We start from the raw sequence: 23,243 nt of genomic DNA, 5'->3' as shown, positions 1-23,243 counted from the left end.
ACGGCGTGAGCGCGAGCTGTCCATCGGTTTAATCGAGGCGCTTGCCCATTTCGAAGGCACGTGTTTCGTAACCCAGTTCCCTGTAAAGCCGCTGTGCCGGTTCGTTGAATGCCCACACGGTAAGGCGCAAATCACCGGCGCCTTGCCTGATAGCCCAGCGCTCGGCGAACTCCATCAAGGTGCGGCCAATGCCCTGGCCACGCTGTGCCTCAAGGACACAGATCGAGCCGATCCGGCCGACGCGCAGCGGCTGCAACAATGGGCTGCTGGTCTCGATGATTTGCACGGTGATGAACCCCACGCCGGCACCTTCCTGTTCGGCAAGAAACACCGTCTGAAGCCGGCTGGTCAAGCAGGGTCGCCAGTGGGTCTGGTCGCGCTCCACGTGTTCGGTCGCCTCGCGATAGATATCGGGCCGCTCCTGGTGGTGCAAGCGATTGAGCGGCTGGCCGAGTTCGCACAGCGTCGGCAGATCAGCCACGGTGGCCTGGCGATAGGTTAACTCTTGGGACATGGGCACTCCTTGTGCGTGAAGCAGCTGTTATGCCGTTAATCAGCGCTGTCGTAAATAGCGCTGACTCATATCAATTGGCTGCTACCGAAAATCCGCTACAACGAAGCCGGGGCTGACCTTGCCCCGGTTATCCGCCTGATGACCTCATAACAACGATTGCAGACCTGTGCCGAGGAGACCACTCCAGGCCCGGTTATTAAAGGAATAATGTGATGGCCCTTTCCCTGTTACGTCTGGCCCTGATGGGGGCGACGCTGTTGTTGGCGCACCCCGTGCACGCCAACGAACCCGATACCCCCCTGGTGGAGCATGGCAAATACGTTGCTCAACTGGGCGACTGCATTGCTTGCCACACCGCCAAAGAGGGCCCGGTGATGGCTGGAGGGCTGGAACTGAAGACGCCGATGGGCACGATCTTCTCCAGTAACATCACCCCGGACCGTGACACCGGAATCGGCCAATACAGTTTCGAACAATTCGACCGGGTCATGCGGGAAGGCGTGACGCCGGCGGGGGGCAATCTGTACCCGGCAATGCCGTACCCGTCCTACGCGAAGATGAGCGAAGCCGACATGCGCGCCTTGTTCGCCTACCTGATGCAGGGCGTGGAACCGGTGCGCCAGGCCAATCTGGAAGCGGACATGGGGTTCCCGTTCAATCAGCGCTGGGGCCTGGCGTTGTGGAATTTTGCGTTTCTCGACAAGCAGCCGTTTGCGCCGGATTCGGCCCGGGATGAAGTGCTTAATCGTGGCGCCTATCTGGTCCAGGGCCTGGGGCATTGCGGTTCGTGCCACACACCACGCGGCATTGCCTTCCAGGAAAAAGCCATGAGCGACGCCGGGCGCGGCGGCCAACATTACCTGGCGGGGGAAACCGTCGAGCATTGGCGTGCCCTGAGCCTGCGCAACCTGTGGACGGTGGACGACACCGTGCAGTTGCTCAAGACCGGACAAAATCGGTTTGCCACGGTGTCCGGGAACATGGCCGATGTGATTCACCACAGCACGCAGCACTTCACCGACGACGATTTGACTGCCATTGCCAGCTACCTGAAGTCTCTGCCTGCGGGCAAAGACGACTTGACGATGCCGGCTGTGGCGCAGGCGCCCGCAGCACCGCCCAAGGATTTGTTCACCAGTCGTGGCGGCTTGGGTTACATGCAGTTTTGCAGCGACTGTCACCGCAGCGACGGCGGTGGCGTGAAAGGTCTGTTTCCGCCGCTGGCCGGCAACCCGAGCGTAGCGTCGAACAACCCGACTTCGCTGTTGCACATCACCCTCACCGGTTGGGAAACTGCGGAAACGGCGACCCATCCACGGGTCTACACCATGCCGGGTTTCGCCCGGTTGGCCGATCAGGAAATCGCTGAAATCCTCAGTTTTGTCCGCACCCGCTGGGGCAATGAAGGCACACCTATCAGCGCCGCGCAGGTCAAGAAGCTGCGCGGCCAACTCAACCCGGCCAGCACCGATTCATCGGCCTTTGAAACCCCGCGGCTGGCCAACTTGCTGGCCGCGCCGAATGCCGATCAAGTGGTGCGCGGCATGCGCCTGCACCTGCAAACCAGGGAACTGCTGCCGGGCAATGTCGGCAACTCGCTGAACTGCACCAGTTGCCATTTGAACGCGGGTACCGTAGCGGACGGTTCGCCCTTTGTCGGCGTCTCTGCGTTTTTCCCCAGCTATGCGCCGCGTGCGGGCAAGGTGGTGAGCCTGGAGGAACGGATCAACGGTTGTTTCCGCCGCTCCATGAACGGCAAACCGCTGCCACCGCAATCGGCGGATATGCAGGCGATGGTCGCGTATTTCGACTGGATGAAAATGAACACCCAGCCCGAAGACAAAGTGGCCGGGCGTGGCGTCGGCAAGATCGATCCGGCAATCAAGCCCGACCTGGCCAACGGCAAGCAGGTGTATGCCAAGCAGTGTGCGGTGTGCCACGGCAATGACGGTGAAGGCTTGGCGCGCGCCGACGGCAGTCTTGTCTACCCACCGCTGTGGGGCGAACGCTCCTTCAATATCGGCGCAGGCATGGCCCGCACCTACACCGCTGCGGCTTTCGTCAAACGCAACATGCCGATTGGCTTCCACGAGAAATTCCCGCTGGGGCAGGGTGGTTTGTCGGATCAGGAAGCGGTGGATGTCGCCGCCTACTTCTCCGGCCAACCGCGCCCGGATTTCCCGGACAAGGTGAAGGACTGGCCGAACGGCGGCAAGCCGGTGGATGCGCGGTACTAAGAGCCAGGCCTTTCAAGGTCTTTGAGAGCGCAGCCCAATACGGTTGAAACACTCCGCTCAGGGTAGTGAAAATCAACGGTGGGAGCTGTCGAGCTTTAACGAGGCTGCGATGACGTCGGCACAGCCAACATTGAGGGTGTCTGACCCACCGCTATCGCAGCCTCGCTAAAGCTCGACAGCTCCCACAAGGGTTTCACATTGCCGGTTAGATCTTCATCCATAGCCTGATGCAAAGGGTTGGTACTAAGAGCGCAACCGCTCCTGCACGAAGTCCATCACTTTCAAGGAGCGATAGATCGCATTCGCCGCGACCAGCCCAAACGGCCCGCCATTCCAGGGCAGCAGGTAGGGCTTGAACAGCTCATACCTGCGGGTCTCGCCGCAGACGGCCTCGGCAATCACCCGGCCACCGATGGAGCCGGTGTTCAGGCCATGCCCGCCAAACGAGGTGCAGGCCCACACGCCCGGTTCCAGCAAGCCCAGGTTGGGCATTTTGTGGGTCGCGTAGCCCATCAGGCCAGACCAGGCGAGCTCAATCTTTACGGGGGACAGTTGTGGGTACACCGCGACCATATCGGCCTTGAGCATGGCTGCCAGGGCGTGTTCGTTCTGTTCGTTGCGGGTGGTGATGCGCCCGCCCCACAGCAGGCGATCGCCTTCCACGACGCGGTAATAGTCTGAGGCGCGACGGTCGTCGGAGAAGGCGGCGTTGGAGTCGAGGACGTTTTTGATGCGATCGCCCAAGTGTTCCGTCAGTACCACATAGGTGGCGATGGGCAGGTAGGCGCGGCTGAGTGCTTGCAACTCTGCACCACCGTAGCCACCGGCGCATAACACCAGGTCCTTGCAGCACACCGTGCCGTCGGCGGTCTGGACAATGCGGTCATTGCCGTCGCGATGCCAGGCGAGCATTTTCGATTGTTCGAAAATTCGTCCTCCAACAGCTTCGATAGCCTGGGCCAGGCCCAGGCAATAATTCAGTGGGTGGAAATGCAGGGCGCTGGGGTCTTCGATGCCCTGGTAATAACGCTGGGTGTGGGCTCGCTCGCGGACCTGGCGAGTGTCGAGGTAGTTGAGCTCATAGCCGAAGTTCTGGCGCATGCTTTCGATATGGTTTTTCACGCTGGCGCTGTCGTCGTAGCGCTTGACCCGAATCGTGCCGGGTGCGGGATCACAACCGGGAAGTGCCAGATCAACGATGTTATGCCGTACGATCTCGACGCCTTCGGCCGACAGGTTGAACAAGGCCTGGGTGTGTTCCAGCCCGAGTTTTTTACGGATGGCCCCCGAGCCTTCGGCCCAGCCTGGCGAAACCACGCCACCATTGCGTCCGGAAGCACCCCAGGCAATGTGATGGGCGTCAAGGACGATCACCCGTTTGCCGCGCCGGGTCAGTTCCAGCGCCGCCGTGAGGCCGGCGATACCCGCGCCGATAATGCACACGTCGCAGGTTTCGTCGGTGCTCAGGCTGGGGCGCGGTGTGCGCGGGAGTGAGGTTTGCGAGTACCAGGTGGTGGGCATGGTCATTCCTTGCGATCTCTTTCTCTCAGACACGGATTGTGAGGGAGCCGGGCCCCTCTCAAAAACACTGAAGATCTACTGTGGGAGCTGTCGAGCCCTGGCGAGGCTGCGATGGCGGCGGGTCAGGCAGCATCAATGTGTGCTGTGCCGACGCTATCGCAGCCTCGCCAGGGCTCGACAGCTCCCACATTTGATCTTCGTCCTGATCAACAGGAACCGTGCTATTTGACGGTTGAGTAGTCCACGCCATACCACTTGGTCGACAGCTTGGTCAGCGTGCCATCGTCATGCATGGCGCCGACGATGTCGGCAAGCTTGGCCTTCAGTTCCGGGTCGCCCTTGTCGGTGGCAATGGCCAGCGGCTCGTAGAACACCACGCCATCGACCGCCTTGAGCGGGTAGTTTTTCTTGATCGCAGCTTCCAGGGTGCTGCGCTGGGTGAGGATCGCGTCCAGGCGCACGCCGTCCCCCAGGCGCAGGTCGTCCAGAGGTGCGAGGGAGCCGGCGTAAGTCTTCAGTTTGCCGGCCTTGACGTCGCAAGAGGCCGGCGGAATATCACTGGTTTCGATCGCCAGTGCCTGATTCAAGCAGTCTTCTGAGGTGGTGCCGCCTTCCACACCAATGGTCTTGCCATTGAGGGCCTGGCGGTCGGTGACGGTGGACGTGTTGTGCACCGCGAACACATAGGGCACGTAGTAGTAAGTGGCCGGGAAATCGAGAATTCGCGCGCGGCTTTTGGTCGCCGTCATCGAGCCCACGGACATGTCCCAACGCCCATTCCACTTGCCGGCGGTGATCACGTCCCAGTCCGGCGTGATGAATTTGACCTCCACGCCCAGGCGCTTGGCGATCTCCTTGGAGACGTCGATGTCGAAGCCGTCGATTTCATTCTTGTCGTTGATAAAACCCTGGGGCGGCCAGATCGCCGATGTCGCCACGGTCATTTGTTTGCTGCTCTGGATCTTGTCCAGTACTGCACCGGCGTTGGCCGTGCCGATGAACAGCAGCGACAGGGTTGCCGCCAGAGTCATTGCGCGTTGTTTGCTGAGCATGTCCATCTCCACGTCTGATTATTGTTATGGGTAAAGCGGCACTCAGTGACCGATGATTTGCGAGAGGAATTTCTGCGCGCGCTCGGTCTGTGGGTTATTGAAAAACTCGGCGGGGGTGGCTTGTTCGATGACCTGGCCCTGATCCATGAACAGCACCCGGTCGGCAACCTTGCTGGCGAAACCCATCTCGTGGGTCACGCAGATCATGGTCATGCCGTCGGTGGCCAACTCGCCCATCACTTCCAGCACTTCATGCACCATCTCCGGGTCCAGGGCTGAGGTGGGCTCGTCGAACAGCATGACCTTGGGGTTCATGCACAGCGCCCGGGCAATCGCGACTCGCTGTTGTTGGCCACCCGACAATTGGGACGGGTACTTGTGGGCGTGTTCGGCAATGCGCACGCGTTCGAGGTAAACTTGGGCGCGTTTTTTTGCCTCGGCCGAGGACGCGCCTTGCACCAGTTGCGGGGCCAGAGTCAGGTTGTCCAGGACGCTGAGGTGGGGGAACAGGTTGAAACTCTGGAACACCATGCCGATTTCCCGGCGCACTGCGCTGACGCTTTCCGCTTCGCTGGTGAGGGTGATGCCGTTGACCTGGATATGGCCCTTCTGAAAGTTTTCCAGGTGATTGATGCAGCGGATCATCGTGGATTTGCCCGAGCCCGACGGGCCGCACACCACCAGGATTTCGCCGCTGGCAACGTTCAGGTCGACGTCACGCAGCGCATGGAAATTGCCATACCACTTGTTCAGGCCAGTGATGGTGATCATCGATGGGGCGAGGGTCTGGCGCTCGGTGATATGAATCTGAGTGGTCATGGTTCAGCCCCTCGCCGTGGATCGGTTGACTCGTTTTTCGATCCGCGCCTGCACCCGTTCGAGGATGAAGGACATCGCCCAGTAAATCATTGCGGCGGTGATCAGCATTTCCAGGTGGCGGAAGTCGGCGCGGCCCTGGGTCTTGGCCAGGTACATCAACTCCCAGACGCCGATCACCGAGACCAGGGAGCTGTCCTTGAGCATGGCGATGAACTGGTTGCCGGTGGGTGGAATAATCACTCGCAAGGCCTGGGGCATGATCACTCGGCTCAGGGTTTTGAACGGGCTGATACCCAGGGCTCGGGATGCTTCCCACTGGCCCACCGGAATACTCTGGATGCCTGCGCGAAAAATCTCCGTCATGTAGGCGCCGTAGCACAGCGACAAGGCGAGGATGCCGGCGGGCACCGCGTCGACCACGTAGCCCAGTTGTGGCAGGCCCAGGTAAATCAGGTAGATCTGGATCAGCAGCGGCACGCCGCGAAAGAACGAGGTGTAGAACGAGGCCAGGGCGTTGGCCACACCGTTGTTCGACAGCTTGGCCACCGCGCCGATGAGCGCCAGGACGAAGGCCAGCACGATGGCGATGGCCGAGATATACAGCGTGGTGGCTGCGCCCTGGATGATCAGGAAACCCACCTTGTCGAGGATGAAGCTGTAAGAGAGGTTGAAGGTGTCGAAGAACGCCAGGAACAGCAGCAGCAACTCGACCCAGACCACCGTCGTCTGCACCTTGAGCTTCAAGCGTCCCAGGACATGAAAGTTGAGTGTGCCGAGCACCGCAATGCCCAGGCCGATGGCGATATTGCGCGCGGTCAAACTGTCCGGCGCGTTGCCCAGCAGGGGCTGCAGGGCGTGACTCAGGGCGCTGTTACCCAGGTTCATCAGGTATGCGCCGAGAAATAAAACCACGGCTACGCCGAGCAGGAACCGAGGATCATTGGACTTCTTTTTATAAATTATATTGTCGTGATACATGAATGCCTCTGGCTTATCAGGGGTACTGATCTCGTCGGGTAGAGGGGATATCGGCCAGTATTGCCGGGCAAAATTGCCCACGACAAGTGACCATAATTCGCTATGTCAGTCCCTGAGGTCATCCTGGGTTTAGCGGTTCAATCCAGTGCAGCCAGGCAGGCTTCAAGAATATTCAGGCCTTCTTCCAGCACGGCGGGTTCGATGGTCAACGGCGCCAGCAGGCGGATGATGTGCCGGGATTTACCACTGGGCATCAGCAGCAAACCGGCATCCCGCGCCAGGCTCAGCAGTTGGGTCAGTTGTTTGGAGGCAGGTGTTCCATCGCTGTTGACCAACTCGATGCCGCGCATGGCGCCGACGCCAGTCAAGCGGCCCAGGTACGGTGAGAGCTGCCTGGCTCGCCACGATTGGTAGCGGCCTACGATCGCTTCTTCCTGCTGTACGCCCCAGTGCTTCAACTGTTCATCGGTCATCACCTCCAGGGTAGCCAGCGCCGCCGCGCAGGCTATCGGGTTGCCGGAATAGGTGCCGCCCAGGCCGCCCTTCGGCAAGGTGTCGAGCAACGACTTGCGACCCACCACCGCTCCCAGCGGCACACCGCCGGCAATGCTTTTGCCCAGCAGGATCAGGTCCGGTTCGATGCCCAGACGCGAGAAGGCAAAGCGCTGGCCGGTGCGGCCGAAGCCGGACTGGATTTCATCGGCAATCAGCAGGATTTTCTTCTCATCGCACAGGCGTCGCAGGGCTTGGGCGAACGCTACGTCGAGGGCCAGGAAACCGGCTTCGCCTTGCACCGGTTCGATGATGAAGCAGGCAACGTCATCCACATCGATTTCTACGCTGAACAGCCGCTCCATGGCCTTCAACGCCTCATCGCAGGTCACGCCATTGTCCTTGCTGGGGAAGGGCAGGTGATACACCGGGCCCGGCAGCACACCGACTTTTTGCTTGTAGGGCGCGACCTTGCCGTTGAGGTTCAGCGTGGCCAACGTGCGGCCGTGGAAGGCGCCGTCGAAGGCGATGACCGCTGTACGGCCGGTGGCACCACGGACGATTTTCAAGGCATTTTCCGCCGCCTCCGCGCCACTGTTGGTGAGCATGCCGCTGACTGGGTAATCCACCGGGATGAATGCGGTGAGGCGGTCCATCAGCTCGATATAGGGTGCGTGGGGCGCGGCGTTGAAGGCGTAGTGGGTGAGTTTTGTCGCCTGCTCGCGAATCGCCTCGACGATGTGCGGGTGACAGTGGCCGAGGTTGAGCACGCCGATGCCGCCGACAAAGTCGATGTAGCGTTTGCCGGTGGTGTCCCAGACTTCAGCGTTTTTGCCGTGGCTGAGGCTGATGGGGTGGACGATGGAAATCGACTGGCTAATGGTTTCACGGCTCATGGATCTCGGACTCGCAAGTGGGGTGCTTCTTTTTATCTAAGCCGTGAGCCGCACTGCCCCGCAAACGAAATAAAGTCGCCGGGTCATTATTAAAAGTCGGGATGTGCGGTAGTCGCGAGTGGGTTTGCTCTGATACGGATCAGTTACGCGGGCACAGTGTTCCTGCCAGCGAAGAATAAATGTGGGAGCTGTCGAGCCCCAGCGAGGCTGCGATAGCGGTGGGTCAGGCAACATCAATGTTTACTGTGCCGACGCCATCGCAGCCTCGCTGGGGCTCGACAGCTCCCACATTTGTTCTTCTCTGCTGAACATTGCGTTGGCTTAACTGACTGTCATTGATGGCTAAAGGTTGTTTGTGGCCAAGGTGTAAAGCAGTTGATACTCATCGCTCACGATCAACCGGCGCGGGTTTGCGGCGCCGAATAATAAAAATCGACAAGGAGAGCTTTGCATGAAAAACGTGAAACACACGCTGGCCGCATTCAGCGCCGCTGCGTTATTGGGCCTGACCGGAGCCGCCCAGGCAGGCGCGACGCTGGATGCCATCCAGAAGAAAGGCTTTATCCAGTGTGGCGTCAGCGACGGTTTACCTGGCTTCGGCGTGCCGGATGCCAAGGGCAAGATGACCGGTATCGACGTGGACGTCTGCCATGCTGTCGCCGCTGCCGTGTTCGGCGATGCCTCGAAAGTAAAGTTCAGCCAGTTGACCGCCAAGGAGCGTTTCACTGCGTTGCAGTCCGGGGAAATCGACCTGATCTCGCGTAACACCACCTGGACCAGCTCACGGGATGCAGGCATGGGCCTGGTGTTCACCGGGATCACCTACTACGACGGCATCGGCTTTCTGGTGAACAACACGCTAGGGGTGGCCCATGCCAAAGAGCTGGACGGTGCGACCATCTGCATCCAGGCCGGTACCACCACCGAGTTGAACGTTTCCGACTACTTCCGCGCCAACGGCATGAAGTACACGCCGATCACCTTCGACACCGCCGATGAAAGTGCCAAGGGCCTGGAGGCCGGCCGCTGCGACGTGCTGACCACCGACCAGTCGGGCCTGTACGCCCAGCGGATCAAAATGGCCCATCCGGATGAGTTCATGGTGCTGCCGGAGGTGATCTCCAAAGAACCGTTGGGCCCCTTGGTGCGCAAGGGCGATGAGGAATGGTTCAGCATCGTCAAATGGACCCTGTTCGCGATGCTCAACGCCGAGGAAATGGGCATTACCTCGCAGAACGTTGAAGAGCAGGCCAGGAGCACGAAGAACCCCGATGTCGCTCGCTTGTTGGGCGCGGACGGTGAGTACGGCAAGGACCTGAAGCTGCGCAAGGACTGGGTGGTGCAGATTGTCAAACAGGTGGGCAACTATGGCGAAGTGTTCGAGCGCAACATCGGTCAGGGCAGCGTGCTGAAGATCAAGCGTGGCCTTAATGCCTTGTGGAGCAACGGCGGTATTCAATACGCGCCGCCGGTTCGTTAAACGGTGAAAGGAGCGGGCTTGCTCGCTCCTGCGTCACTCCGAGACCCCGTCTTTTCCCGCCGCCTTGGAGCGGTACAGCGCCTGGTCCGCCCGGGCCATCAGGCGGGTGGGCGACTCGTCATTGACGCGTTGCACGACTCCCAGGCTCAGGGTCACCTTGAATTCGCCCACGCTTGGCAGGTTTCTCAGCGCCTGGCGCATGCGCTCCGCCAGGGCTTTTGCCGTTTCCAGGGTGCTTTTGGGCAGGACGACCATGAACTCATCACCGCCCCAACGGGCCAGCAAATCGCCGTGGCGCACGCAGGCTGCAAGGCATTCCACCACCCGCACCAGTGTCTCATCGCCTACCGCATGGCCGTGCCGATCATTGATCGGCTTGAAGTCATCGATATCCATCGCAATCACCGACAGGGGCAGGCGGAATCGCTGCGCGCGCTCACACTCTTCCAGCAGTACTTTCTCCAGGCGGTACCGATTGGCGATATGGGTGAGAGCATCGCTCTCGGCAAGGGAGCGGTTTTCGTTCAGTTGCAGTTGAAGCTGCTGATTGACCCGAGACAGCTCAAGGGTGCGCTCGGCCACCAGGGCTTCCAGTGATTTATTGCGGCGTTCAAGCTGTTCGATAGAGTGTTTGCGCGCCTGAATATTGCGGTGTGCACCGATCATTCGCGCCACGCTGTCATCGGCATTACGCGTAATCACGTAGCCTCGGTCTTCAATCCACAGGAAGGTGCCGTCTTTCTTGCGGCAGCGGTATTCGGCTTGATAGTGGGCTGTGCGATGGTGGAGGTAGTCATCAAACACCTTCATCACCTGCGGGTAGTCGTCGGGATGAATGACGTTTTCCCAAGTGAAGACGCTGTTTTCCAGGGAGTGGTTGGCGTATCCGAGCATCTCGTACCAACCTGGGTTGCGATAGACAAATCCGGTATTGGCGTTCCAGTCCCAGATGCCATCACTGACCAACTCCATGACGGCATGCAACATGTCGGCGTTCAGGTCGGAAAAATTATTGTTCAAGGGTCCGATATCGGATGTATCGCACATCTGCGCGCTCCCTGCGAGGGGCTGGCTCGAAATGGCCAGTCAAGTGTTAACGCCGATACTCCGTGGCTGGACGTACTGTACAACGGGGCTTTTTGGGTTAGAAGGGTGTGGCTATGAGCCACTATTGCGGGCATCCGTGCTCACTGTTTCAGGCTATATCACTCGCGTAGCATGGAGATTCGGCACCAGCCGTACTTCAACGCGTTGCCCCAATGCCCGGGCAGCACTTGTCAGGGTGGCCAGGGTCATGCCGGCATCATTTTGATCCAGCGCTCTGTCCACGGCAGTACGGCTGGTGTGCATGCGCTCTGCCAGTGCTTTCTTGCTGATTCGTTGGGCTTTCATCGCTTCGGCCAATTGCCAGGCGATGACACGTTTCAAGGCTGCGGCGGAAACCTCTTCAATGAGCCCCTGTTCATCAAGAAAGTCGTCAAAGTCGGAGCCGATAGGGTTGTTCATGATGTATGCCTCATAGTCTGGCCTTGCGTTGCCTGGCGGTGTACAGCTCGGCCATTGGTGTTTTTTGACTCTTCTTGACGAACCCGTGGAGTAGCACCATGTCGCAGTCAACCAGTGTGAATATCACTCGAGCGATGTTGTTACCCAGATCTGTCCGAACCTCCCAGAGCCGGTCCTCAAGCTTGCGCACCAATGGCATCCCTAACGGCCAGCCGAACTGGACAGTCTTGATGTCCGTGCCGATGAGTCTTCTCGAATCCCGTGGCAGTTCCATCAACCAGTCACGAACGGGCTCGTTCCCCGCGTCAGTGCAAAAGAAGCGTACGTTCAAGACAAGACAGATATCGTTCACAGGCGAGTGTACCAAAAAAGGTTCATCTGACAATCGGCGATGAGTGAGGCCGTTTCGCAAAAAGCGGCCAGAGATTCGCACGTTGTTCTGTCAACGGTGGGGATTGAAATGTTGCCAAAAATGGCGCTGAAAACCGGGTATTCAGTGGTTTCCGGAGAGGGCGCGGGAAGCTGGCAGAGCAGGGGTAGGAAAGCTTACTGCGGTGCTTCCATCTTCGTCCGAGGCGTTCCATCGGCGTTATGTTGATAGATCGCCTCTGGCTGCCCCTGCTCATTGAAAAACACTTGGCCGACTCCTGCCGAATTCCACAACCGTTCACCCGCCCGAGCGTGTTCCGGAATATGTGGCACCACTTGCATGGGCCGGCGCCGGGTCAGCCAGTTCAAGGGCGAGCGGGGCGAGTAGAGCCAGCGGTTGAGGCGGTCGAACCAGTCCAGCAAGCGTCTGGGGAATTCGTTCTTGATGCCACTGCTGGTGATCTGCCAGATCTTTGGTCCGGCGTTGCGGTGGCGGATCAACACTTCGTAGACGAATGAGTAGTGCACGTCACCCGACAGGATCACGTAGTTGCCCGGCGTGCGCGAGTGCCGAAAAATATTCAGGATCACCTGGGCGGCGCCGCGATGGGCCATCCAGTTTTCGGCATCCACCAGCAGCGGGTAGCCGCACCAGCTGAAGGCTTTTTGCACCGTCTCGATCAGCTTCACCCCAAACACCGGGGCTGGTGAAACGATGATCGCCGAAGGGTGGTCCAGCAGTTCTTGTTGCAACTCACTCAGGGCCTCCCAGTCCAGCAGGCCGGACGGTTGCTTGAGGTTGAACTCGCTGCGCCAGCGCCGGGTGCGGGTGTCGAGTACCACCAGCGCCGGGGTGGTGGGCAGTACGTAATGCCATTGCTGGAACTTCAGCAGCTCATCAATCAGTTGGTCCTGGGCGTGAGCGTCCAGGTAGTTATCGCGAACCTGTGCGGTGAGAGCGCAGGTCCGGCTTAGCACTTCCTTGAAGGCATCCGGGTTATTGCCCCAGCCCTGGCACAGCATATAGGCCAGCAAAGCGTTGCCGATAATGCGCTTGGAGAAGGGGTGGCCGTAGGCGGTTTCTTCCCATTGTGCGCTGAGGTTCCAGTCGTCGGTGATGTCGTGATCGTCGAAGATCATCAGGCAAGGCAGGTGAGCCAATACCCTGGACACGCCGTTCAGGCCGTCGCGGAATGTATCGATCTGCACTTGCTCGCGGGCATAACGCGCCTGTTCTTCGGGCGTCAGTTGCGGCGCTTGTGGCGTGATGAGGGCCCAGGGCGTTGGCGACCACACCAGCAGGTACATGGCCATCACTTCGGCAAAGGTCACCAGATGATTGTCCGCGCTACTGCTGGTGAAGATCGGTTTTTTCACGCCACCGAAAAATCGCTCGCGCAGGGTTTCATTGTGCTTCAGGGCGGGGAGCAGGTCGGCGCGATGGTAGTAACTGGCCGGGTGCTCGTAGAGTTTGGTGCTGTCGTCCACGACGGCACCGTCCAGATGTTCGTCGAACAGGCCAAGACGCTCGATCAAGTGGTGAAGGGCCCGCAGCATCGGCCCCGCCACGTCATCGGCATAGACCTGATCGCCGCTCATTATCAATAAAGCCGGACGTTCAGCCGGCGTGCGGGCTTCGCCCAACAAGCGGTCCACGCACAACAAACCTTCGGCAGCGGGGTGGTGTGGTTTACGGCAGGAACCGTGCATCAGTTGGTGAATGTGACTGTACAGGACAAAATTGGGAGTTTGCGCATTTGCGTAGAGCAGGTGCGGCGCCCATTGGGCGATGCCGGATGAGCGCCCGTGGGCTTCGGTGATCAGCAGGTCATAGCCGATGCTCACGTCCTGGGGCAGGGCATCGGCGAACGCCACGTCGATCAGGTGGATAAAGGCTTGGCGCCCGACGGGAACCACTTGGCAGAGCGTAGCGTCCAGTTCGATATCGAGCGCCTGTTCAGGCAGTTGCAGCCTCAGGGTCAACGCCAGCGCCCGAGACCCTACCAGCCACAGCACCAGACGCCCGGGTTCCAGGCGGCGCAGCAGTGGGCCGGCAAGCACGGCGGGCAGTGTGTCGGGTTGAGACATACAGGAAGTGGCTCTGTGCAAGGAGTGGTCAACAAGAGTAGCGCAGGGGATGTCAGTGTTTTGTTAAGCGGCTCCATGAAGCAAAAGCGTGAACTTACAGAGGGGGAGGAGGGCCGAGCTATAAACGCCTCGCGTCAAATTATGACGCTAGACGCCGGGCGTCGGAACGGTTGCTTATCGCGGTAGCCGAGGTCTCTCCCTGGTCAATCAGCCAGCGCAATACGTCCTCCAGCGCGACGCTGTACTGACGCTCGACCCAGCGCACACCCTGTGGGCTGTACTGTTCCATGTACCGACTGAGCACCAGTCGATTCTGGTCCGAGGAAAGGTGCAGGCGGGTTTCACGGCACAGCAAGGCGTGGGTGCCGCGTTTGCGCACATGATGTTGCAGGAGCAGTGAGCCGGGTTCAGAGATCATCCTCAGTCTCCTTCGCGCAATGGTTTGCCTGGGGTGTCGTAAGCCCTTGCTTGCCTTCCAGCACATAAGCGGCGCGGTGTTCAGCTACGACGTTGCGCAGTGCGCTGTAATAATCCGGTAACTGTTGCAGGCTGTCAGTCAGCGGCAGCAAAGATGCCCGGGTATCTACCGTGCCACCCACCAGGCTGACGGTGTTCAGGGTCTTCACGGTGTCGCTGTTTCCCAGCGGCGATACCAGCAAGTTCAACACCTTGCCCACCGAATCGCGGCTGTTGCCGGTGCCCAGCAGCGGCAATTCGACGATTGGCCCGTTGCCGATGCCCCAGACGCCGAAGGTCTGGCCGAAATCGGAAGTGTGACGGGGAATGCCCAGCGGGTCGGAGACATCAATCAAACCGATGATCCCCACCGTGGTGTTCACGGCGAATCTCCCCAGGGTATTGACCGAACGTCGCGGGTTGCCCTGCAACAGATCGTTGATAAACACCTTGGGCTCGCTGAAGTTGCTGGCGAAGTTATGCACACCCTTCTGGAAAAAATCCGGCAGATAACGATATCCACGGGCTACAGGGGCCAGGGCATAGTCATCCACGGCCCGGTTGAAGACGAACACGCCCCGGTTGACCGGCTCGGCAGGGTCATATACCGGATAGGAAACCTGCGCACAACGGGTTGTACTCGCCACCGGGGCCGGGCTCGTGCAACCCGCCAGGTAAGACAGGGTCAATAGCAACGCGGCCTGGCGGGCCAGGCGTGGGGAATACGTCAGCGAGTGCATTAGTACGGTCTCCGAAAAAGGGAGGCCGATGCTGGCATTCGCGGCTTGCGCAAAGATGTCTGCTTTATTACGCCCTTGACGCTTTGTTGCACGGTTGAAATATATGACGGGCCGCGCCGAATGGTTTTAGATAGCGGCCCTACAACCCCAAGTGATGCGCACCGGTGAGCAACCTTTTAATTGTCGACGATGACCTTGAAGTCCTCGCGCTGCTGAAGAAATTCTTCCTGCAACATGGCTATACGGTCGAAACCGCCGCCAGCGGTACCGACCTGTGGGCGGCCATGGAGCGCCAGCCTGCGGACCTGATTATTCTCGACCTGATGCTGCCGGGGGATAACGGCCTGCTGCTGTGCCAGCGCCTGCGCCAGCAATACGCGACCCCGGTGATCATGCTGACCGCCATGGGCGAGCTCAGTGACCGGGTGGTGGGCCTTGAAATGGGCGCCGATGATTACCTGAGCAAACCCTTCGACGCCCGCGAACTGCTGGCCCGGGTGCGCGCGGTGTTACGTCGCGCGGGTGAAAACCACCCGCCCGTGGGCGATGCCATGCGACCGTTGATCCGCTTCGACGGCTGGCAACTGGACCTGACCCGTCGTGAGCTGCGCTCGCCGGATCAGGTGATGATTCCGCTGTCGTCCGGTGAATTCGACCTGTTGTTGGTGTTTGTCGAAAACCCGCAGCGGGTACTGACCCGTGAGCAGTTGTTGAACCTGGCACGTGGCAACCGTCACGACGCCTTCGACCGCAGCATCGACGTCCAGGTCAGCCGTCTGCGGCGCAAGCTGGAGTACGACACCAAGCGCCCGGCGATGATTCGTACCGTGCGCAATGGCGGTTACCAGTTCACCGTCAGCGTGACCCGCTCATGATGGGCCGTCGCCCCCGGGACACGGTAGCCCGCTGGATTGCCCTGACCATCCTGATCGCCATGCTCACGGCCCTGGCCTTTAACGCGTTGTTCGCTCAGTTGGCAGGCGTATGGGCGCGGCCGCCCCTGAGTGAAACCGGTTTGTTAGACAAGTTGGCGGTGATCGTTCGAGTGGTCGAAGCGGCAGATCCGGTCCAGCGTTCCAGCTTGGCTCAGTCAGCCGCAGATGACAGTTTCAGCGTGAGTTGGTCACCCAATCGTGAGCGTTTCGGGCTGCCTCCCGCCAGGGACAAGGCTTTCCACTCCAGTGAAGAGGTGTTCGGGCATTCGCTCACGTGGCCACAACGGCGAGTGGAAGGCTTTGAGCCGGACGACTGGCCAGGTCCCGGCGGGCACTACGCTTTGCTGGTGGAACTGACCGACCGCTCCTGGTTGATGTTCAGCGCACCCTCCCGCAGTTGGGGCCTGGCCGAGGGGCCGCGCAGTGTGATCGTGCTGGTCCTGGTACTGATTTCCACCGCGCTGGTGACGTTGATTGCCACTCGCCGCCTGGCCCGGCCTCTGGAGCATTTCGCCCTGGGTGCCCGGCGTTTTGGTGCGGACTTTCGGGCACCGCCCATCGAACCGGTCGGCCCCCATGAAATTCGTCAGGCGATCCTGGCTTTCAATGGCATGCAGGCCCAGTTGCAACACTTCATCCAGGACCGCACGCAGATGCTCGCGGCAATTTCCCACGACCTGCGGGCGCCCTTGACCCGCTTGAGATTACGGGGGGAATTCATTGAAGACCGCGACCAGCAGCAGAAGCTGTTCCGTGACGTCGATGAGATGCAGGCCATGATCAACACCGCGCTGGAGTTCTTCCGCGACGACGCTCGCCTCGAACAGGCCACCCATCTGGACCTGGCGGAACTGTTGCAGACGTTAGTGGACGACTATCGCGATCAGTCTATCGACATCACCTTCAGTGGGCCGCCGCGCCTGGTGTACTTCGGCCGGCCTCTGGGGCTCAAGCGGGTCATGACCAACTTGATGGACAATGCCATTCACTATGGGCATGCACCCGAAATTGAACTGCACCAACGTGCGGGTGAGGTCCTCATTCGCGTGCTGGACCGAGGCCCTGGAATTCCCGTGGCTTTTCACGAGCAAGTGTTCCTGCCGTTTTTCCGCCTGGAAGGCTCGCGCAACAAAAGCACCGGCGGGGTTGGGCTGGGGCTTTCCACGGCGCGGGCGATTGTGCTGGAGCATGGTGGCACGCTGACGCTGGCGGATCGCCAGGGCGGCGGGCTGGAAGTGGTGGTGGTATTACCGGTGTAGGGCACGCGAGGTTATCAAGGGTGGGTCAGCGCTGACTGCACGTAATCAAGCAAACCCTCGACGCTCCACGGTTTGGGCAGGAACCGTACGGTGCTGCCCAATTGCGCGGCCATCGCCGTGTTACCGGAGGTCAGCACCACCGGCAAAGAGGGCCAGCGGTGGGCAACTACCTTGCTCAAGTCATAGCCATTGAGCAGACCAGGCATCTGGATATCGCTGACAATCAAATCCACCGGATCGCTCGTGCGCTCCAGAAAGGTCATCCCTTCGTCCGCCGAGGGAAAGGACGTGACGTGCGCGCCGAAGTCTTCCAGCACCTCCACCATCAACGCGCGAATGATCTCGTCGTCTTCCAGCACTAAAATCGATGGCTGAGCCATGATCATTACTCCACCATCGGGGTTCAGTAGGGTGGAGTCGGGCATGATGGAATAGGTTCGATTGAATGTTTTTTATTGGATGGATGGTCGTTCGGCTGGCTTTCAACCCACGGGGAACATGGCTTGCAGGCCCGATGCAGGATACGTCAGGATAGCGTCGCCACCCGAAGATAGACCGCACACACCCTATGCCTGTCGTGATTCGCCTTGCCACACCCGATGATGCCGCGTTTCTGCCTGCGATTGAGCGTTCGGCCGCGCTGACCTTCCGTCTCATCAAGGAGGTGAGCTGGCTTGCCGAGGCTGAGGTGATGAGCGTTGATCGCCATCTTCAATTGATCATGCTGTCTACCTGCTGGGTGGCGGTCGACGCTAATGATCAGCCCCAGGGATTCTTGAGTGCGCAGCTGTATGGCGAGGACCTGCACATCCATGAACTGTCCGTCATGCAGGCCCTGCAAGGTCAGGGCGCCGGGCGGCAACTAATCGAGGCCGCGATGAACGAAGCACGGTCACGACATCTGCGCGCCGTCACCTTGACGACCTTTTGCGACGTACCCTGGAATGCTCCCTTCTACCGGCGGCTGGGATTTGAGCAGGATTCGTTGGCGACGCCGGATCCGCGTCTGGCAGCAATTCTGTGTGATGAATATGGCCATGGTTTTACGCCGGGCAGTCGTTGCGCCATGGTGTGGCGCGTATCGCGATAGAATCGGCGGTACTTTGTTGCCAGTACTACCTGATCGGGAGTCACCCATGAAACATGCCGCTCTATTGACCTGCGCCCTGACGCTCATGGCGGGGTTGTCCAGCGCCCCGTTATTGGCGGCCGGTGATGCTGAGGCGGGTGGGAAACTGTTCAGCAAAACCTGCGGCGGCTGCCATAGCATCGGCGCTAACGCCCGCGGCGGCTTTGGACCAGAGCTCAATGGGATTATCGGGCGACCGGCTGGGACCACCACGGATTATCAGTATTCGGACGCGATGAAAAATTCGGGTGTCGTGTGGACGCGGGAAAAACTGGCGGCCTATATCGAGGCCCCGAAAAAAGTCGTGAGTGGCACCCGGATGATTTTCTGGGGGATCAGCGATCCGGAGAAGATCGAGAATTTGCTGGCGTACCTTGAGACGTTTCAGCCGCACTAGCGGCTGCAACGTCCCAAAGGGCGTATCAAGAACCCTGCGGCGTCTCCCCTCGTGCCAGACGCGCGTTGATATCCTCGATCACCGCCGGCAGTTCGACGATGGTGTCGATCAAGTAATGCGGCCGCGAGCCCTCGAACATTTGAGTGATGCGTACACGCTCTTGCGCCAGTCTATCGGCGGGCAGCGCCTTGTATTGCTCATAGGTCAACCCCAGGGCATTGCCCGAGCAGGTCAGGGCGACGGTCCACATACCGGCGCTGCGACCCTCCAGAATCCCGGGCCAGGTGTCATCGACCTTCACGCACGCGGCGACGTCGCTGACCCCCAGGGCAATCACATTCGCCAGGGCCTGGGCCGGGTGTGGGCGACCATTGGGCACTTCGTCAGTCGCCACCACATGATCGGCGACGTAGCCATTGTGCCGAGCCAGTTCGACCACCTTGGCCATGACCACCGCCGGATAACCGGAGCAGGAGCCGATCTTCAGGCCCTTGCCGCGTAACGCTTCGATAGCTTCAAGCGCACCGGGAATGATCGCCGAGTGCAGTGCGATTTTCTCGATCTGCAACGGCATGAAGCGCTCATAGAGGGCCGTGACGTCATCATCGGTCGGCAGTCGATCGAACACTGCGCGGTAGCGTTCGGCGATCTGCGGCTGGTTGCACAAGGTACGGATGTGATCCCACTTGCCCATGCCCATCGGGCCGCGTGCTTCTTCCAGGGAAACGGCTACGCCGAACTCGCCGAAGGCCTCGACAAAAATCTGTGTGGGGGCGAAGGAGCCGAAGTCGACGACGGTGCCGGCCCAATCCAGGACCACGGCTTGCAGCTTGGAAGGTTGTTGGTAGTGCATGGTAAGTCTCCGGTTTCAGATGTGAGCAGGCCGTCCCTCTGCTGAAACAGAGGTAAGCCTGGTGAGTGTTTTAAACGGGTGGTGCAATCAGGTGGCCGGGATCGGGCTGGCCTCGAACAGCTCCGCAATCATCGGGCGGTTGCGCCGAATACCCAGGCAACACAGGTGGTAGTCGATGGAGAACGGATGATCGACGAAAGTGATCGGTGTGGTCCCCGGCGTTTCGGCGTACTCCACCGCCGAGACAAAGCCGATGCCAATGCCTTTGGTAATGGCATGCACGATAGCCTCGCGGCTGTTCAACTGCATGACGCAGTTGAGGTGGATATCCAGGCGCTTGCAGCTTTCCTCCACCAGTTGCCGCGTGCGTGAGCTCTTTTCGCGCATTACCCACTTCTCACCGCTGATCTGCTCGACGTGCACTGCCTTCTGGCTCGCCCACGGATGGTCATCGCGCACCACGGCAATGATCGGGTAGCGCCGATACAGCTGGGTATCAAAGCGCTGGTCGAACTCCGAGAGCGCCAGAATCGCCACGTCGATGTCGAAGTTGAACAGGCGGTCCAGGGTTTCCCTTTCCGGGGAAAACGAGGTTTCCAGTTCGATGTCCGGATGGCGCTGCATCAGCTCATAGGTCAGGTTCATCGCAATCGGCGGGGAGACCGCGCCCAGGCGCAACAGGCCGGTCTTGCGCTGTTTGAAACTCTGCAACAGTTGCATGGCTTCATCCTCCTGGCCGAACAGCCCTTGGGTGATTGCGTAGAGTGCGTGGCCGGCTGCGCTCATTTCGATAAAGCGGCCGCGACGGTGGAACAGCTCCACGGAAAACTGCTTCTCCAGCCCGTTGACCTGCTCGCTGATAGTCGGCTGGCCGATGCTCAGGTAGTCGGCGGCGAGGGTGAAACTGCCGGTCTTCGCCACCGCATGAAAGGAGCGCAGCCACTTGTGGTACTGGTACATAAAAAGTCCTGTTCCCGAGGTTCGCGGTGCCGAGCCATCAACGCCGGATGAACAACGCCACCGCCGCACTGCACAGGCAGGCCGAGGTCACGACGATGAAGATCAACGACGTATTGCCGGTACTGTCGAGCATACTGCCGATCAGCGGTTCCGCCAGGCCGGCGAACAGATAGGATGAGAAGTTCATCACGCCTGTGGCCGTACCGGCACGCTTGGCCCCGACCAGGTCCGGGCACAGTGCCCAGAAACTCGACGCCGGCCCGTACACAAAGAAACCGCAGAGGAACAACGCCACCAGGCCGATTGCGCTATGGGGCGGCAGGCTCCACATCCACAGGCTGGTGGCGGCACCGAGGAACATGTACAGCATGATCGCCAGGTAGCGTTTGGAACCGAACAGCTTGTCTGACACCCAACCGTTGCTCAGGGCGCCGATGGCCATGCCTACGGGCAAAGCGACGGTGATCCACTTCGGATCGATCATGCTGTCGCCGCTTTTCCAGTTGGCTCCCAGGAAGTGCACCGGCACCCAGACGATCAAGCCGTAGCGCGCGGCATTCTGGAAACCGAGGGACACGGCGGCGATGATCAACCGGGCGTTCTTCAGCACCGCCTTGTAGCGTTGCACCGAGGTTTCGACTTCACCGTGGGCAATCTCATGGTTCTTGTCATCAGCATTCGCCACACCGGTATCGGCAAGCGGTTCGAAGCCAAGATCCTGAGGACGCTCGCGGGCTACCAGGTAGAAAATGATCCCGCCCGCCAGCATCAGCAGTACCGGCAAGCGAAAGATCCAGCGCCACTCCAGTTGCAGTACTTCCAGCACCACGATGGAGGTCACGTAAGACAGGACCGAGGCGCAACCGGCGGCAAACACATAAAAGCCATACACCTTGCCGCGCTCGCCGGCGCTCCACCAATTGGAGATCAGCCGACTGCCGGGGGCCCAGCCCAAGGCCTGGAAATACCCGTTGATGCCCCACGGCAGGATCAGCCCGGCAAAGCCGCTGGCAAAACTGGTGACCCAGTTGGCGGCGCAAGACAGTACCGCGCCCAGGGTCATGATGCGGCGCCCGCCGAACTTGTCCGCCAGGTTGCCGTTGATCGCCTGGCCAATGGCATAGGACCAGAGCATCGCGGCGGAAGCCCAGCCGAGGGTTTCCTTGGTCAGGCCGAACTCGGCCTGGATCCCCGGAATCGCAAAGCCGAAGGTCTGGCGACCGGTGTAGAAAAACAGATAGCAGAACATTGCGGCCAGCAGCATGCGCCACTGGGCGACACGAAACGATGAGGTACGCACGGCAGGAACTGGCAGGGCATGTGCACGATTCATGATGTTTTCCTTATTGTTATTCGCCCCGGCGACCACAGCCGCAGGGGGGCACGCTTTACAGGTGCAACAGGAAACGACCGAATGATATGAGTCTAGGCCGCTTGCGAGCCGATAAAGTTTTTGCCGCGTGCGCCCTGCATGGCGAAGCGGATCATCGCTTCAGCCTCTGGGGCGGTCACGCCGTAGTCGGCAAATTCGGTCTTCACTTCCAGGCTGTGGAGGAATTCACGTAACTGCGCCTGGGCCTTGGGCAAGTCGCTGCCGAACACCCGCTGCAACGTGCGATCCCGCGCCGCGTCATGCCCCCACGCCAGCCCCAGTACCAGCGGCAAGGTGAAAGAACAGGCGATGCCATGGGGCAAGCCGTGGTGCAGGGTCATCTCGTAGGAAATGGAGTGAGCCAGCGCGGTCTTGGTATTGGAAAATGCCAAACCAGCCTTCAATGCTGCCAACGCCATGCGCGAGCGCAGTTCCTGATTGCCCAGGTCACGCCGTAGCTGCGGCAGGCATTCCAGGATGTCCTCGATGGCCGAGATCGCGAAGGTGTCGGAAACCGGGTTGGCATTGATGTTCCAGATCGATTCCAGTGCATGGGACAGGGCATCGAGCCCCGTTGAGACGGTGACTCCGGCGGGGACCGTCAACATCAGCTGTGGATCGATAATGGCGACTTTCGGCCAGGTACAGTCCAGGTGCAGCGAGTACTTCTTGTGGCTGGCGCTATCCCAGATCGTCGCCCATGGCGTCACCTCGCTGCCGGTGCCCGCCGTGGTGGGCGCGGCAATCAACAGTTTGCTGTAGGCGGGCACGAAGGGCTTGCCGGTGGCCAGCAAGGCCAGCAACTCATCGAAATCGCCGGTCTCGGTGCCGACGATTAATGCCTTGGCGGTATCAATCGCGCTACCTCCGCCGACTGCGAGCACCACTTGGCAGTCTGCGGCCTGTTGCCAGAAACGCTCATAGGTAGCGCGCAATTGAGCAACATCGGGATTGGGCTGTACGTCTTCGATCACGTACACCAGGCGGTCGCCCAGCAGCGCCTGGATGCGCTCCACCAAACCCAGCCCACGCGCTTCGGGGAAGGTCACGAGGGCGACGGTCTGGTGTTCGGTGAGGGTGGCCAGTTCTTGCAGGCAGCCCCAGCCGAAGCGGGTGTCTACCGGGTTGTGGAATCGGGCAGTCATGGCGGTTTCCTGATTTTTGTTATTGGAAGTCGCGCCATGGTCGGG

The 23,243-nt window shown here is 60.1% G+C and carries 23 protein-coding genes; 6 read left to right on the top strand and 17 right to left on the bottom strand.

What is annotated here, in order from left to right:
• Positions 1-28: 28 nt before the first annotated feature.
• Positions 29-514: a GNAT family N-acetyltransferase gene (locus GNF76_RS03390; RefSeq protein WP_155581760.1), complete on the bottom strand. Its 486-nt coding sequence runs from the start codon at positions 512-514 to the stop codon at positions 29-31.
• Between the two features lie 212 nt (positions 515-726).
• Here GNF76_RS03390 and GNF76_RS03385 point away from each other — a divergent pair, with 212 nt between their 5' ends.
• The gene (locus GNF76_RS03385) at positions 727-2,751 is read left to right on the top strand and encodes a c-type cytochrome (RefSeq protein WP_155581759.1); all 2,025 of its coding nucleotides are present in this window, start codon (positions 727-729) and stop codon (positions 2,749-2,751) included.
• A 243-nt stretch (positions 2,752-2,994) separates the two neighbouring features.
• Here GNF76_RS03385 and GNF76_RS03380 read toward each other — a convergent pair whose 3' ends face one another.
• The 5 genes from GNF76_RS03380 to GNF76_RS03360 all read right to left on the bottom strand — a co-directional run bounded on the left by GNF76_RS03380 (position 2,995) and on the right by GNF76_RS03360 (position 8,509).
• Complete coding sequence (locus tag GNF76_RS03380) at positions 2,995-4,278, bottom strand: NAD(P)/FAD-dependent oxidoreductase (RefSeq protein ID WP_155581758.1); 1,284 nt, start codon at positions 4,276-4,278, stop codon at positions 2,995-2,997.
• A 215-nt stretch (positions 4,279-4,493) separates the two neighbouring features.
• Positions 4,494-5,324, bottom strand: coding sequence for a transporter substrate-binding domain-containing protein (locus tag GNF76_RS03375; RefSeq protein ID WP_155581757.1), 831 nt, complete (start codon positions 5,322-5,324; stop codon positions 4,494-4,496).
• 42 nt (positions 5,325-5,366) lie between these two features.
• Complete coding sequence (locus GNF76_RS03370) at positions 5,367-6,095, bottom strand: amino acid ABC transporter ATP-binding protein (protein ID WP_155581923.1); 729 nt, start codon at positions 6,093-6,095, stop codon at positions 5,367-5,369.
• Positions 6,096-6,146: 51 nt separating this feature from the next.
• Entirely contained in the window at positions 6,147-7,121 is a 975-nt protein-coding gene (locus GNF76_RS03365) for an amino acid ABC transporter permease (RefSeq protein ID WP_155581756.1), read from the bottom strand.
• Between the two features lie 137 nt (positions 7,122-7,258).
• Positions 7,259-8,509, bottom strand: coding sequence for a 2-aminoadipate transaminase (locus GNF76_RS03360; RefSeq protein ID WP_155581755.1), 1,251 nt, complete (start codon positions 8,507-8,509; stop codon positions 7,259-7,261).
• A gap of 451 nt (positions 8,510-8,960) precedes the next feature.
• Between GNF76_RS03360 and GNF76_RS03355 the strand changes: the two genes are divergently transcribed.
• The gene (locus tag GNF76_RS03355; RefSeq protein WP_155581754.1) at positions 8,961-9,989 is read left to right on the top strand and encodes an amino acid ABC transporter substrate-binding protein; all 1,029 of its coding nucleotides are present in this window, start codon (positions 8,961-8,963) and stop codon (positions 9,987-9,989) included.
• 33 nt (positions 9,990-10,022) lie between these two features.
• Here GNF76_RS03355 and GNF76_RS03350 read toward each other — a convergent pair whose 3' ends face one another.
• From GNF76_RS03350 to GNF76_RS03325, 6 genes are all read right to left on the bottom strand, one after another.
• On the bottom strand, positions 10,023-11,036 hold the full coding sequence (locus GNF76_RS03350; protein WP_178123159.1) for a sensor domain-containing diguanylate cyclase: 1,014 nt from the start codon (positions 11,034-11,036) through the stop codon (positions 10,023-10,025).
• 153 nt (positions 11,037-11,189) lie between these two features.
• Entirely contained in the window at positions 11,190-11,495 is a 306-nt protein-coding gene (locus GNF76_RS03345) for a helix-turn-helix domain-containing protein (protein ID WP_155581753.1), read from the bottom strand.
• Between the two features lie 10 nt (positions 11,496-11,505).
• The gene (locus GNF76_RS03340) at positions 11,506-11,847 is read right to left on the bottom strand and encodes a type II toxin-antitoxin system RelE/ParE family toxin (protein ID WP_343037804.1); all 342 of its coding nucleotides are present in this window, start codon (positions 11,845-11,847) and stop codon (positions 11,506-11,508) included.
• Positions 11,848-12,041: 194 nt separating this feature from the next.
• On the bottom strand, positions 12,042-13,952 hold the full coding sequence (locus GNF76_RS03335; RefSeq protein WP_155581751.1) for an alkaline phosphatase D family protein: 1,911 nt from the start codon (positions 13,950-13,952) through the stop codon (positions 12,042-12,044).
• A 139-nt stretch (positions 13,953-14,091) separates the two neighbouring features.
• Positions 14,092-14,370: a hypothetical protein gene (locus GNF76_RS03330; protein WP_155581750.1), complete on the bottom strand. Its 279-nt coding sequence runs from the start codon at positions 14,368-14,370 to the stop codon at positions 14,092-14,094.
• Positions 14,360-15,148, bottom strand: coding sequence for an MlaA family lipoprotein (locus GNF76_RS03325; RefSeq protein WP_155581749.1), 789 nt, complete (start codon positions 15,146-15,148; stop codon positions 14,360-14,362). The genes GNF76_RS03330 and GNF76_RS03325 overlap by 11 nt, the downstream gene beginning before the upstream one ends.
• A 164-nt stretch (positions 15,149-15,312) precedes the next feature.
• Here GNF76_RS03325 and GNF76_RS03320 point away from each other — a divergent pair, with 164 nt between their 5' ends.
• Both GNF76_RS03320 and GNF76_RS03315 read left to right on the top strand, forming a co-directional pair.
• The gene (locus GNF76_RS03320; RefSeq protein ID WP_178123158.1) at positions 15,313-16,023 is read left to right on the top strand and encodes a response regulator; all 711 of its coding nucleotides are present in this window, start codon (positions 15,313-15,315) and stop codon (positions 16,021-16,023) included.
• Positions 16,023-17,342, top strand: coding sequence for a sensor histidine kinase (locus tag GNF76_RS03315; RefSeq protein WP_379652548.1), 1,320 nt, complete (start codon positions 16,023-16,025; stop codon positions 17,340-17,342). Before GNF76_RS03320 ends, GNF76_RS03315 begins: the two co-directional genes overlap by 1 nt.
• 14 nt (positions 17,343-17,356) lie before the next feature.
• On the opposite strand, the gene GNF76_RS03310 is transcribed toward GNF76_RS03315, so the two are convergent.
• Entirely contained in the window at positions 17,357-17,722 is a 366-nt protein-coding gene (locus GNF76_RS03310; protein ID WP_155581747.1) for a response regulator, read from the bottom strand.
• A 188-nt stretch (positions 17,723-17,910) separates the two neighbouring features.
• Here GNF76_RS03310 and GNF76_RS03305 point away from each other — a divergent pair, with 188 nt between their 5' ends.
• Together GNF76_RS03305 and GNF76_RS03300 are read left to right on the top strand one after the other, a co-directional pair.
• A complete protein-coding gene (locus GNF76_RS03305; protein ID WP_155581746.1) occupies positions 17,911-18,432 on the top strand; it encodes a GNAT family N-acetyltransferase in 522 nt (173 codons plus the stop codon).
• 46 nt (positions 18,433-18,478) lie between these two features.
• Positions 18,479-18,868 carry a c-type cytochrome gene (locus GNF76_RS03300; protein ID WP_155581745.1) on the top strand — a complete coding sequence of 130 codons (390 nt, stop codon included), beginning with the start codon at positions 18,479-18,481 and terminating at the stop codon, positions 18,866-18,868.
• Between the two features lie 25 nt (positions 18,869-18,893).
• Here the strand turns inward: GNF76_RS03300 and phnX are convergent, their stop codons facing one another.
• The 4 genes from phnX to psrA form a co-directional block, all read right to left on the bottom strand.
• Positions 18,894-19,721 (bottom strand): phosphonoacetaldehyde hydrolase, encoded by an 828-nt coding sequence (gene phnX / locus GNF76_RS03295; protein WP_155581744.1) that lies wholly within the window; start codon positions 19,719-19,721, stop codon positions 18,894-18,896.
• An 87-nt stretch (positions 19,722-19,808) separates the two neighbouring features.
• Positions 19,809-20,681: a LysR substrate-binding domain-containing protein gene (locus GNF76_RS03290; protein WP_155581743.1), complete on the bottom strand. Its 873-nt coding sequence runs from the start codon at positions 20,679-20,681 to the stop codon at positions 19,809-19,811.
• 37 nt (positions 20,682-20,718) lie between these two features.
• Entirely contained in the window at positions 20,719-22,014 is a 1,296-nt protein-coding gene (locus GNF76_RS03285) for an MFS transporter (RefSeq protein WP_155581742.1), read from the bottom strand.
• A 92-nt stretch (positions 22,015-22,106) separates the two neighbouring features.
• Positions 22,107-23,198, bottom strand: coding sequence for an iron-containing alcohol dehydrogenase PsrA (psrA, locus tag GNF76_RS03280; protein WP_155581741.1), 1,092 nt, complete (start codon positions 23,196-23,198; stop codon positions 22,107-22,109).
• Positions 23,199-23,243 lie beyond the last annotated feature (45 nt).

Source organism: Pseudomonas spelaei, from assembly GCF_009724245.1.
Classification (GTDB): domain Bacteria; phylum Pseudomonadota; class Gammaproteobacteria; order Pseudomonadales; family Pseudomonadaceae; genus Aquipseudomonas; species Aquipseudomonas spelaei.
The sequence above is the reverse complement of the archived record's forward strand: the minus strand, read 5'-3'. Positions and strand labels throughout refer to the sequence as shown.

Coding starts and splice junctions, on each gene's coding strand:
- GNF76_RS03390 (WP_155581760.1), bottom strand. CDS start 514: ATGTCCCAAGAGTTAACCTATCGCCAGGCCACCGTGGCTGATCTGCCG.
- GNF76_RS03385 (WP_155581759.1), top strand. CDS start 727: ATGGCCCTTTCCCTGTTACGTCTGGCCCTGATGGGGGCGACGCTGTTG.
- GNF76_RS03380 (WP_155581758.1), bottom strand. CDS start 4,278: ATGACCATGCCCACCACCTGGTACTCGCAAACCTCACTCCCGCGCACA.
- GNF76_RS03375 (WP_155581757.1), bottom strand. CDS start 5,324: ATGCTCAGCAAACAACGCGCAATGACTCTGGCGGCAACCCTGTCGCTG.
- GNF76_RS03370 (WP_155581923.1), bottom strand. CDS start 6,095: ATGATCACCATCACTGGCCTGAACAAGTGGTATGGCAATTTCCATGCG.
- GNF76_RS03365 (WP_155581756.1), bottom strand. CDS start 7,121: ATGTATCACGACAATATAATTTATAAAAAGAAGTCCAATGATCCTCGG.
- GNF76_RS03360 (WP_155581755.1), bottom strand. CDS start 8,509: ATGAGCCGTGAAACCATTAGCCAGTCGATTTCCATCGTCCACCCCATC.
- GNF76_RS03355 (WP_155581754.1), top strand. CDS start 8,961: ATGAAAAACGTGAAACACACGCTGGCCGCATTCAGCGCCGCTGCGTTA.
- GNF76_RS03350 (WP_178123159.1), bottom strand. CDS start 11,036: ATGTGCGATACATCCGATATCGGACCCTTGAACAATAATTTTTCCGAC.
- GNF76_RS03345 (WP_155581753.1), bottom strand. CDS start 11,495: ATGAACAACCCTATCGGCTCCGACTTTGACGACTTTCTTGATGAACAG.
- GNF76_RS03335 (WP_155581751.1), bottom strand. CDS start 13,952: ATGTCTCAACCCGACACACTGCCCGCCGTGCTTGCCGGCCCACTGCTG.
- GNF76_RS03330 (WP_155581750.1), bottom strand. CDS start 14,370: ATGATCTCTGAACCCGGCTCACTGCTCCTGCAACATCATGTGCGCAAA.
- GNF76_RS03325 (WP_155581749.1), bottom strand. CDS start 15,148: ATGCACTCGCTGACGTATTCCCCACGCCTGGCCCGCCAGGCCGCGTTG.
- GNF76_RS03315 (WP_379652548.1), top strand. CDS start 16,023: ATGGGCCGTCGCCCCCGGGACACGGTAGCCCGCTGGATTGCCCTGACC.
- GNF76_RS03310 (WP_155581747.1), bottom strand. CDS start 17,722: ATGGCTCAGCCATCGATTTTAGTGCTGGAAGACGACGAGATCATTCGC.
- GNF76_RS03305 (WP_155581746.1), top strand. CDS start 17,911: ATGCCTGTCGTGATTCGCCTTGCCACACCCGATGATGCCGCGTTTCTG.
- GNF76_RS03300 (WP_155581745.1), top strand. CDS start 18,479: ATGAAACATGCCGCTCTATTGACCTGCGCCCTGACGCTCATGGCGGGG.
- phnX (WP_155581744.1), bottom strand. CDS start 19,721: ATGCACTACCAACAACCTTCCAAGCTGCAAGCCGTGGTCCTGGATTGG.
- GNF76_RS03290 (WP_155581743.1), bottom strand. CDS start 20,681: ATGTACCAGTACCACAAGTGGCTGCGCTCCTTTCATGCGGTGGCGAAG.
- GNF76_RS03285 (WP_155581742.1), bottom strand. CDS start 22,014: ATGAATCGTGCACATGCCCTGCCAGTTCCTGCCGTGCGTACCTCATCG.
- psrA (WP_155581741.1), bottom strand. CDS start 23,198: ATGACTGCCCGATTCCACAACCCGGTAGACACCCGCTTCGGCTGGGGC.